General features: G+C 34.5%; 9 protein-coding genes. All 9 read right to left on the bottom strand.

The features are described 5' to 3' along the window. Nucleotides 1–16 precede the first annotated feature (16 nt). Nucleotides 17–1,195 carry a glycosyltransferase family 4 protein gene (locus tag ACE1ET_RS01830; protein ID WP_375726649.1) on the bottom strand — a complete coding sequence of 393 codons (1,179 nt, stop codon included), beginning with the start codon at nucleotides 1,193–1,195 and terminating at the stop codon, nucleotides 17–19. 1 nt (nucleotide 1,196) lies between these two features. Beyond that, nucleotides 1,197–2,426 (bottom strand): DUF6337 family protein, encoded by a 1,230-nt coding sequence (locus ACE1ET_RS01825; RefSeq protein WP_375726648.1) that lies wholly within the window; start codon nucleotides 2,424–2,426, stop codon nucleotides 1,197–1,199. A 1-nt stretch (nucleotide 2,427) separates the two neighbouring features. Then, nucleotides 2,428–3,465: a glycosyltransferase gene (locus ACE1ET_RS01820; RefSeq protein ID WP_375726647.1), complete on the bottom strand. Its 1,038-nt coding sequence runs from the start codon at nucleotides 3,463–3,465 to the stop codon at nucleotides 2,428–2,430. Continuing rightward, nucleotides 3,462–4,739, bottom strand: a complete 1,278-nt coding sequence (locus tag ACE1ET_RS01815; protein WP_375726646.1) for a flippase — start codon at nucleotides 4,737–4,739, stop codon at nucleotides 3,462–3,464. The genes ACE1ET_RS01820 and ACE1ET_RS01815 overlap by 4 nt, the downstream gene beginning before the upstream one ends. Beyond that, the gene (locus tag ACE1ET_RS01810; RefSeq protein WP_375726645.1) at nucleotides 4,740–5,978 is read right to left on the bottom strand and encodes an O-antigen polymerase; all 1,239 of its coding nucleotides are present in this window, start codon (nucleotides 5,976–5,978) and stop codon (nucleotides 4,740–4,742) included. A 10-nt stretch (nucleotides 5,979–5,988) separates the two neighbouring features. Continuing rightward, a complete protein-coding gene (gene proS / locus ACE1ET_RS01805) occupies nucleotides 5,989–7,464 on the bottom strand; it encodes a proline--tRNA ligase (RefSeq protein WP_375726644.1) in 1,476 nt (491 codons plus the stop codon). A gap of 257 nt (nucleotides 7,465–7,721) precedes the next feature. Beyond that, nucleotides 7,722–8,225, bottom strand: coding sequence for a dihydrofolate reductase (locus tag ACE1ET_RS01800; protein ID WP_375726643.1), 504 nt, complete (start codon nucleotides 8,223–8,225; stop codon nucleotides 7,722–7,724). Between the two features lie 11 nt (nucleotides 8,226–8,236). Beyond that, a complete protein-coding gene (locus ACE1ET_RS01795) occupies nucleotides 8,237–9,031 on the bottom strand; it encodes a thymidylate synthase (RefSeq protein WP_375726642.1) in 795 nt (264 codons plus the stop codon). Between the two features lie 6 nt (nucleotides 9,032–9,037). Then, complete coding sequence (gene porE / locus ACE1ET_RS01790) at nucleotides 9,038–11,023, bottom strand: PorE family type IX secretion system protein (protein WP_375726641.1); 1,986 nt, start codon at nucleotides 11,021–11,023, stop codon at nucleotides 9,038–9,040. Nucleotides 11,024–11,091: the final 68 nt, after the last annotated feature.

Below are 11,091 nucleotides of genomic sequence, written 5' to 3'. Positions count from 1 at the left end.
TGAACATTTGTAAATCTTATATCAAATTTTCAATCAGTTTCTCCCCATACAATTTCCAATCGAATTTTGTTTCTATAAAATCATGTGCATTTATAGAAATAAAATTATAAAAATCTTTATTCGTATAAAGCTGAATCAGTTTATCAGCTATTTTCAACGTTAATTGACTCTCATTTTGATCAAAAATAAAACCTGTATACCCATCAAGTACTACAGAATTCACACCACCGGATTTACCAGCAATTACTGGCAATCCCATATATCCTGCCTCAGCATAAACGATACCAAATCCCTCTACTGCAGTTGGTTTATACATTGTTTTACTTAAAAGGGCAAATACATCAGCTGCCCTAAAATACTTCATCAAATCTTCTCCTGACTCAACAAAATCGATAAATTTTACTGAATTTGAAATTCCTAAATCTTTGGCCAATTTCATCAGGTATTGTCTTTCATCACCCCTACCTATAATGATGTGAAGAAATTCGATTTGCTTTTCTTTTATAATTTTTTCTGCCCTTAATATTTCATCTATACCTTTCCTTTTTTTAAGTTCACTAACTGATAAAACAATTTTAATATCTTCGGGAAGTGATAAATATGCTCTGGCTGCTTCTTTAGACAAATTTAATGCCTTATTGCATTTTTCTTTATCTACACCATTATAGTTTAGAACTATTTTATGGTATTCTTTAGGCGGGAGAATTGTCTCCACCAGAAATTTAGTATAATCGCTAACCGGAAAAACATTATCAACTCTTTTTAGCATACGTCTTTTTATAGTTGTTATAAATTTATTTTCCCATAAGCACATCGCATCCTGGCCGTGAACAATCCATCCAATCTTTTTTGAGTTTTTCCGAATTAAATCAAAGTAGAATATATATTCCCATCGGAGAAAAGAAAGAACAATAGCATCACTTTCTCTTTGTTTTAAAATCCGTTTTAATTCTTTCCTGTATTTCAATATTGACTTAAAATATGCGGATCTTGCTTTTCGTTTAAAGCGATAAATTTTTATGCCGTTATACTCATTCTCAGCAATATCACTTTGAATGTGTAAAGCACCCAGATCTACCACTTCCATGTCAATACCTGCATCCTTTAAGGCTTTTGCCATTTCAAAGGTAAATATTACTTTAGGATTATTGATTTCAGGAAAGGCTGTACAAACTATCGTAATCTTTTCCTTCATTTTATTTTTCTTTAATATTATAGTAATGCAATTTGCCTTTTTGATTGTTAAAAGCATCAACAACCATTACAAATACACCTAAAACATATATTTCATAAGCCGGCAACTGATTTAAATATGTTTCAAACCATCCATAAACCAAGGTTGCTGCAATAAATAAATATATAACACCAACTATTAAATTTCGTAAACGAATGGTTAAAACTAATGGTAGATAAACAAAAATACTCCAAATAATGATCGTCAGTATTCCTCCCCAAAGTCCACCATAAACGTATACAGTTCCAAAAAATGTTCTAACATTTGTGCTGGTACTTTCTCCTATCATAATTCTTATATCGCTAATAACATTTTTTGCACTACTTCCTGTTATTACATGAAAAATATTTACTATTGGCTGAAATAATAATTCCAGTGATAAACCTACATCTTGATGTGTTTTTATGTGCTCAGATAAACCAAGAATACCAGAATTAGTATATGTAATAAAATGCTTTTTAATAAACCACCATGGAGCCCAGTGTCCAAAAGATAACGAATAGGACAAATAAAATATTAGAATTCCACCTGCAATTATTATTACTAAATGAATTAGTCGAATTTTTTTATTATAGTACAAATAACGTCCTATTAATCCAGCCATGACAGGAATTAGAATCCACGATTTTGAGTTGTAAAAAAAAGCATATGATGCCCATAAGAAAATAAAAATAAAATTTGGTAAATGATGCCATCTTAATTTACTGATTATCATGAAATAAATTACACAAATTAGTAACAATAAGTTTGCATGTGCATTAATTCCGTGTCCAAGTGTTTCCATAAATTCTTCACTTCTATATTCCATCCCAAATGCTCTAAGACTAATCCAAAGTTTAAAGTACATTATTACTACACAAAACAGACTAATAATTTGAAGTAATTTCATTGTTGAGTCAATGTCTTTACTTATTAAAGTAAATGGTCCTTTTACTTTATCTGTATGTCCAATAAAAAATACTGCCATGAAAAATCCTATTAAACAAAAAATGAAATAGCCAATTACCCAAACCCAAATACTCTTCATGTAAACAGGGAAAAAGCCATAGTCATACCCCCATATAAGATTAACAGACATAACTATAACATATGGAACACCTAAAATACTTGCAGGAGTAAAAATTGTCCCATATATTTTTTTCTCCAATAAACTAAAAAAAACTACTTCAACTATGAATAAAACTAATATCATTTTAAAACTTCATATTCATTATTTCGTCAAAATCCTGCTTCAAAATTTCATTTTTTTCTTCACTATATTTCCATAAACCTATTAGATAGAAAAGATTCCTTTGGATAGAAATATTAATTGTTACTTGAATATAAATCAACAGTCTAACAATATTTATCAATTTGATAAATATTCTAAACAGATAAGGATAAAAATTTTTTTGATTGATAAATCTTGAAGAGTAAAATAAGAATATCCTATTTAATTTGTTACTTGCTTCTTTAAATTTTATACTTTTCCCTACTTTATGATAAACGATGGAGTCAGAAATACATGCCATTTTTTGTTTTTGTTTTTTCATCCGCATGGAAAATTCAAAATCTTCTTCTCCAAAGAAAAATTGTTCTGAAAGTATCCCTGTAATTTGAGGTTTGAACATTAAAGCACAACCAGTAATAAAAGTAATATCAAACGTTTTTTTTAATTTTATGAGATTAATATGTTTTCCGGCAAAATAATACCTTCTATTACCAAACCAGGTAATTCTACCACCGCAGTTCCAAATTTTTGTATTTGGTTCATACCATCTTATCTGAGGAGTAACGGCAACGTACTGTTTATTTTGGTGCATAAAACTAACCAGATTATTCAAAAAATCTGGTTTAACTTCCGTATCATTATTTAATAACAAAGTAAGGGAGTCCGATTTTTGTTTTGTAAGTATATATTTCAGCGCTACATTGTTTCCTACTGCAAATCCTAAATTATCCCCATTATTAATGATAATAAGGTTTTCTGATGAAATATTTGACAATTTTTCCTTTTCAGCTATCAAATCTCCTCCTGACTCTGCCTTAATACGATTATATTCAATTATGTTAAGAAAATTATTTATAGACCACTGAAATAACTTTAAAAAACTTTCCTTTTTCGATCCATTATCAACTAGAATAATTTGAAAATTATTATAGGTTATTTGTTTTAAAGAAGATAAACAGGCAATTGTATCTTCAGTTCCATTCCAGTTCAATACAACTATATATACTTTCTTATTACTCATTTTTGTAAAACGCGAAACCGCTTTTGATAAAGCATTATCTGAACAAATAAAATCAATTCTGCACTTACCATTGCCAACGCAGCTCCATTGGCAAACAATATATTTGAAAGAGAGACACACACAACAATACTTATAACTCCAGCCACCCATACACTACGTGTAAAATATTTCTCTTTTTTCATATTTACTAACCCAATAATGCCATAGTAATAGTTTAATCCTCCTAAAAACACAACAAAGCTTAAAATCTGGATGGTAAGTATAGAATGCTCATAATTACTACCCAAATAATGAACGACGCCCCAAGGGGAAAATAATAATACCAGTACAGTTAGGATTAAAAGTAAAGCTCCAAAATAAATTCCAACCTTATTATAAAGTTTAAATGATTTATCTTCACTGTTATTATCATTTAGTTTCCTACTAAAAAATGGATAGATCGCATTCACAAAAGGTGAGGTGATAGCTTGAACTGCTTTAATAATTTTTTCTGCTGCAGCGTAATATCCCACATACATTTCGTTGGTTAGCAACCCTAAAATAATTGTATTGGATTCGCGATAAAAATTCATACCTAAAGTTGAAATAAATAAATGCCACCCATCTTTAAGCTGAAACCATACTTCTTTTAAATGTGGGAATACAAAACTGAGCTTGAAGAGTTTGATAGCAAGAATAATACTTACCAAACCACCAAAAATGTAACCTACTGACTGAAATCCTAAAGCTACATGAATTTGGTCGGGTGATTTAACCCAAACAAAGATTAATACTGTAGATGAAAGCCGAACCAAAAAATTTATCAATGTCATAAATTTCATATTCTCCATCCCCTGAAAAAACCAAACCGGAATCAAAGCACTACCAACGAAAATTCCTGCGCCATAAAATAACTCCTCTTTAATGGTTGTAAATTTGGGAACCAATAAAATAAGAATATTTAAAATTATAAAAGCAACTCCAATTAAACCAATTCGAGCAAATAAAACCGAATAAAACAACTTATTGAGCTTGTGCTTATCCGAACGTACAATTGCTATTTGGCGGGTTGCAGAAAATTCAAATCCATAACGGGCCAGCAACATACAATAACTTAGTATAGAAAATGAAAAAGCATATACTCCATACCCATCAACACCTAACACCCGTGTCAAATAAGGGATAAGAATAAGAGGAAAAACAAAGTTTAGTCCATTCAGAATAGACAGTGAAAAGAAGTTTTCTGCCACTCGCTTAAAGTTTTTATTACTCCTCAGCTCTTTTAATCTATTCATTTAAAACCTTAATCTAGCTTTGGTAAATTTTTGTAAAATATTTGTAAAGAGAACAACAACGTATAATGTAAACATCGGAGTAGTCATTAGAAGAACATTGCCAAAGGGAGAAAAAAACATCATCGTATTCAACTGCGAAATCAAAGGAATTCCTATCCAAAACATGTTTTTCCTCTTTAAAATAAACAAAGCAAAGAACATAAAAAAACATAACACCAAAAATGTTATTATAACCCCGTTCCAATGAGCATAATAGTAAGCGTCCCTATAAACAGTTCCCACATAATATCCTGGATACTTATAAACAGACTCTCTACTTTCTACTTTAAACAAAGTACCTAATCTTGCGCCAAGAGATCCTGGTAATAGAGCATTTGTTACTAAGCCAATGTAATCATTTTCCTTTCTATTAATACTTTGATCTTCAACCGTATATTCAAACTTTCCTATAGGTGATGAAATATAAAAATAAACCCAAATAAAATCTTTTGGTAACCACTGCGGATAATTCTTCACATCTAATTTATAAAACAAATGTGTATCTTCTTTTTTTATTTTAGCCTGTTCCCGATAATTACCAATAATCCCAAATATAAAGCTAAGAATTATAAAAGAAACAGATAATAAAAATAAAACCTTTTTAAATTTGAAGTTAATATGAAATAAAAAAATAAAAAAAGAAGGAATAATAATATAAGCAGCATATAATCTATTAAATAGTAATAAAACCGGAATAAAACCTAAAAATATGATCCATAAATATCTTTTATCCCTAAAAGTCAGGTAAAAGTGAAAACTAAAAATAAATACAGCCGCATGTATAACTTTTACTATTCTGGTAAAGAATTTAATTCCATTGTAATTTTTGTAATTAATTGGAATATCAGAGAATAAAATTTTACCAAATAAAGTTCCACTATCAATAAATGTAATTATGAATCCTATTGAAGATATAATAAAAAATACCAGTGTTGTTTTGAATAGATAATTTTGATTTATTCCGAAGACAACGGATATATGATTTGGAATCTTAACATACAATCCAATAATAATTGAGATTATTACTGTTGAAATAATAAAAATGTAAACATCAGGCGAAAGTTTTGGGTAATTAATCCATTTTAGTTCATATAAAAATAACGCTCCTAAAAATGCGAAAGCATAAATAAAAAATGGATTTGCTAAAATCTGATTCCATTTTAAATTAAATGCACTTTTTAACATTTTAATTGGTACCATAAGGAAATCTCTAATACGCCTTAGCAAACAATACCCTACCTTTGGATGGCTTTCCTGAGTACACACATACACCTTCCTCATCTTTCATTTCAAGAGGGATGCAGCGCAGGGTTGCTTTAGTTTCTTCTTGTATTTTTTCTTCCGTTTCTGAGGTACCGTCCCAGTGCGCTGAGATAAAACCACCTTTGTTTTCCAGTACTTCTTTGAACTCTTCCCAACTATTGACCTCTGTTGTAGCGGTATCACGATAATCAGATGCTTTCTGGTAAATGCTGGCCTGAATATCGTCCAGTAGTTGTGTAATGTAGTTTTCAATTCCGTCAATATTCACGACTTCCTTAGTCAGGGTATCACGCCTTGCTACTTCTACCGTACCGTTTTCCAGATCGCGTGGTCCCATGGCCAGACGCACAGGCACGCCTTTCAGTTCGTATTCAGCAAATTTCCATCCCGGCTTTTTATTGTCGCTATCATCATAACGAACAGAAATACCTTTAGCCCGTAACGCTTTTACAATTTCATCCACTTTATCGGATATCTGTTCCAGCTGTTCTTCTTTCTTATAAATCGGCACAATCACAACCTGATAAGGAGCCAGTTTAGGTGGCAATACTAATCCGTTATCATCAGAATGAGCCATAATAAGAGCCCCCATCAGTCGGGTTGAAACGCCCCAGGAAGTGGCCCAGACAAAATCCTGTTTACCCTCTTTATTAGTAAATAACACATCAAAAGCTTTGGCAAAATTCTGTCCCAAAAAGTGAGATGTCCCCATCTGTAGTGCTTTACCATCCTGCATCAACCCTTCAATACAATAGGTATCAACAGCCCCGGCAAATTTTTCATTTTCAGATTTCAATCCTTTATGAACCGGAACAGCCATAAACTCTTCAGCAAACCTCGCATAAATATCAAGTATCAGTTTTGTTTCCTTTACCGCTTCATCTGCAGTCGCATGAGCCGTATGCCCTTCCTGCCAAAGAAATTCAGCCGTTCTTAAAAACAAGCGTGTACGCATTTCCCAGCGTACGACATTGGCCCACTGATTCACCAAAATAGGTAGATCGCGATACGACTGGATCCAGTTTTTATAAGTATTCCAGATGATGGTTTCCGAAGTTGGCCTTACAATCAACTCTTCTTCCAGTTTGGCTTCAGGATCAACCACTACTCCACTGCCATCATCTGCATTTTTAAGCCTGTAATGCGTAACTACAGCACATTCTTTGGCAAAACCTTCCACATGGTCCGCTTCCTTGCTGAGAAAAGATTTGGGAATAAATAAGGGGAAATAGGCATTTTCATGTCCGGTTTCCTTAAACATTTTATCCAGCTGAGCCTGCATCTTTTCCCAGATGGCATAACCATAAGGTTTGATTACCATACAGCCCCTAACTGCAGAATTCTCCGCCAAATCGGCCTCTTTAACCAAATCAATATACCATTGTGCAGCATTTTCCGCACGTGGAGTCAATACCTTTGCCATAATATTTTATTAGAATAAAACCTTTAATTTTCGAGGCACAAAGAAATAAAAAATTGGTGAGATTACCTTAAACATAAGAGTCCACCTTAACTCTCTTAATGTTTAATTTATATCTTGTGTCTTGTGTCTTATGTCTTAAAAAAACACAGCTTCGCCACCTCACCCACATTTTGCAGTAATTTTGAAACTCCCAAATACAAGTTATGCTATCCGAAGACAGCATAATCCTTTCCCAAAAAAGCCGGATATAAAGATACTTATTCTGAGGCTATTCTTTCCAATGTTACATACGAAAAACCGAATTCAGCAACTTCTCCCGGTTCAAAATCCTTCCTGTCTATTTCATTCCAGTCTTCCCAATGAATTTCAGGGAAATAAACATCCGCATCATAGCTTTTATTCACAATGGTAAGGTATAGTTTTCCGGCTATCGGATAAAACTGTCTGTAAATCATGCCTCCTCCTATAATAAAAGCCTCATCCTCTTCTCTTACTTTTTCCACGGCCTCATCAATGGAATAGACCATTTCACAACCCTCAAAAGACTCTTCATGATTATCTGTGATCACAATATTCCGCCTGTTTTTCAAAGGACCGTTAGGAAGACTGATTAGTGTATTACGTCCCATGATAACAGGATGACCGGTTGTAATTTCTTTGAACCTTTTCAGGTCACCTGGAATATGCACCAACAGATCATTATTTTTTCCAATAGCAAAATCCCTGGTTATAGCTACTATGATTGACAGGTTATTGTACATGTGCATTTACGTTAAACTGAAATTGGTGCTTTAATATGAGGATGTGGATCATAATCCACCAATTCAAAATCTTCGAACTTAAAGTCAAAAATGGATTTCACATCCGGATTTATCTTCATTTTTGGTAATGGTCTCGGCTCACGCGTAAGTTGCAACTTAGCCTGCTCTATATGATTCAGGTATAAATGTGTATCACCAAGCGTATGAACAAAATCTCCTGGTTTCAAACCTGTCACCTGGGCCATCATCATGGTCAGCAAGGCGTATGAAGCGATATTAAAAGGCACACCTAAGAATGTGTCTGCACTGCGTTGGTAAAGCTGGCAACTCAGCTTCCCGTCTGCCACATAAAACTGAAAGAATGCATGACATGGTGGAAGGTTCATATTTGGCAGGTCTCCTACATTCCAGGCACTCACAATTATTCTTCGCGAATCCGGGTTGCTTTTAATCATATTTACCGCATTCGTAATTTGATCAATATTACCACCCTGATAATCAGGCCATGAACGCCACTGATATCCGTAGATGTGTCCCAGATTTCCATCGTCATCTGCCCATTCATTCCATATTTTCACACCATTATCCTGCAGATATTTCACATTGGTGTCTCCATTCAGAAACCAAAGCAGCTCATATATAATGGACCTGAGGTGCAGTTTCTTTGTGGTCAGGGCCGGAAAACCTTCCTGCAGATTAAACCTCATCTGGTGCCCGAAAACACTGATGGTTCCGGTTCCTGTCCTATCCCCTTTTTCTACCCCTTCTTTTAAAATTCTGTCCAGTAAGTCAAGATATTGCTTCATCTTTTACTATTTCCCGGGTTTATAATTAGTTGAAATCACTTTAAATTCTGTTCTCCTGTTAATCTGGTTACATATGTCCTGTTGCTCCGGCGTCAGCTTTGAAATAAATTCGGGAGACAAAACATCATTCTCCTTAATGAAAGTATACTCTGAAGCCAGAACCTTATCTGCAACAACAGGCTGTGTTTTACCGTAGCCTTGTGCCTGAAGCCGGTCAGCAGCAACTCCCTTGGAAATAAGATAATTCATAACTGAGGATGCCCTTTCCTGCGATAACTTCATATTAAAGGCATCATCACCTATCATATCGGTATGAGCACTCAATTCAATTGCAATATTCGGATTATCATTTAAAACTTCAACCAGTGTATCCAGAGACAACTTGGATTGCTGATTTAATTCTGCACTGTTGAATGCGAAGAAAATGTTGTTCAGGCGGATAGGTTTCTTAATGGAAGAAAGCTGAAAATCAAAATCGAAACTTTTATTTTCTTCAAGCCCGATGGTTGACACATCGCCTTTTTTATTCAGATATCCACGACATGTTACAAGGAACACAAAATCCGCTCCTTTATTCAGTTCCTGCGTAAACGTGCCGTCCTTTTTAGTTCGGATTATTGTATTGGTGCCGTCATTTCCTACAATTTTGATCCTACTTTCAGATAGTGGTGTTCCATCCCGTTCATCCGTTACCTGTCCCTCAAGTAAAAACTGTAATTCCGGTAATTCAAATGAATAAATATGATCATTTCCCCTGTATTCATTTCTATTGGAAGTAAAGAGTCCTTTTTCCCTTTCGCCTTCAAAGGTGATCCCAAAATCATCTCCCTTGCTGTTTATGGGAGCCGGGAGCCTTGTTCTGATCCAGCCACTGTCTGTTTCAACTGCTTTAAAAATGTCGAGACCTCCTAAACCGGGCCATCCATTGGATGAAAAATATAATTCATCATTCACACGATAATAAGGAAATTCCTCGTCTCCCGGTGTATTAATCTCAGGCCCCAGATTCTCTGGCGTACTCCAGTTTTGTCCAATTTTTTTTGTGATCCAGATATCCTTTCCGCCATAACCTCCGTCAAGGTCCGATACGAAATATATGGCAGATCCGGTATTATTTATTGCCGGGTGAGCCAAAACCAACGTATCTGCTGTTGAATCCTGAAAGATGGTTACTACCGATGGAGTCCCCCATTGAGCTCCGGTTCGTGTAGCGCTGAAAATAGAAGCTCCATAGGCTTTTCCTTCTTCATAACGACACATTGTAAAATACAGCGTCTTACCGTCCGGTGTTGCAGATGCCACACCTTCATCTTCCTCTGTATTCAGACTTCCTTCCACCAATTCAGGCTTAATCCATTCGTCCTTACTGTCTTTCCTGGTCATATAAAAATCAGCGGGACGCATTCCGGTAATGTCGCTGTTTTTCATCGAAATTCCGCCTTCACGGGTGGAATTAAAATACACCACATCATAATCAGGTCCTACATATACCGGGCAAAAATCACTTCTTCTTGAATCAAAAGCCCGCTCCCGCTTTACGATATATCTTGAACTTTCCTTGTTCCAGATATCCGTACTATCCAAAGAAAGCAACAGGTTCTTTGCAACTATGTTGGTAGAATCGTATTTCAGATAGGTATTGACAGCATCTACAGCCTGTTTTTTCTGCCCCAGGCCGGCAAGGGTCTGACCGTAATGCAAAAACACGACAGAATCGGGATATTTAAAGTTTATTGCCAGTCTGTAAGAATTTGCTGCAAACTGATTGAAATTGAGTATTCTGTAACACTCACCCTGACGGTAAAATACTGTAGCACGCTGTTCGTTGTTTTTTACTTTTTTTATCGCCTTTCTGTAAAATGATGCGGCTTTCTCATACTCCCCGATTTCATATGTTTTATCCGCTCTTGTAAGAATTTTTTTAGCACTGCAACCACCTAACAGGGTCAGAATTATTGTAAAATATGTTAATGTTCTAAGCTTTCTTCGCATCTTTATGTTTTGCAATTGTTATTGCATTTATATTTGTAAAAAAACCATCTTTTTAGCAAACGCTTTTT

The organism is Quyinboa mangrovi, assembly GCF_042219825.1.
In the GTDB taxonomy this organism is placed as follows: Bacteria; Bacteroidota; Bacteroidia; order Bacteroidales; family UBA5342; genus JBHJHP01.
Note: the sequence above shows the minus strand (reverse complement) of the source record. Positions and strands in the feature narration are given on the sequence as shown.

Coding starts and splice junctions, on each gene's coding strand:
- ACE1ET_RS01830 (WP_375726649.1), bottom strand. CDS start 1,195: ATGAAGGAAAAGATTACGATAGTTTGTACAGCCTTTCCTGAAATCAAT.
- ACE1ET_RS01825 (WP_375726648.1), bottom strand. CDS start 2,426: ATGATATTAGTTTTATTCATAGTTGAAGTAGTTTTTTTTAGTTTATTG.
- ACE1ET_RS01820 (WP_375726647.1), bottom strand. CDS start 3,465: ATGAGTAATAAGAAAGTATATATAGTTGTATTGAACTGGAATGGAACT.
- ACE1ET_RS01815 (WP_375726646.1), bottom strand. CDS start 4,739: ATGAATAGATTAAAAGAGCTGAGGAGTAATAAAAACTTTAAGCGAGTG.
- ACE1ET_RS01810 (WP_375726645.1), bottom strand. CDS start 5,978: ATGGTACCAATTAAAATGTTAAAAAGTGCATTTAATTTAAAATGGAAT.
- proS (WP_375726644.1), bottom strand. CDS start 7,464: ATGGCAAAGGTATTGACTCCACGTGCGGAAAATGCTGCACAATGGTAT.
- ACE1ET_RS01800 (WP_375726643.1), bottom strand. CDS start 8,225: ATGTACAATAACCTGTCAATCATAGTAGCTATAACCAGGGATTTTGCT.
- ACE1ET_RS01795 (WP_375726642.1), bottom strand. CDS start 9,031: ATGAAGCAATATCTTGACTTACTGGACAGAATTTTAAAAGAAGGGGTA.
- porE (WP_375726641.1), bottom strand. CDS start 11,023: ATGCGAAGAAAGCTTAGAACATTAACATATTTTACAATAATTCTGACC.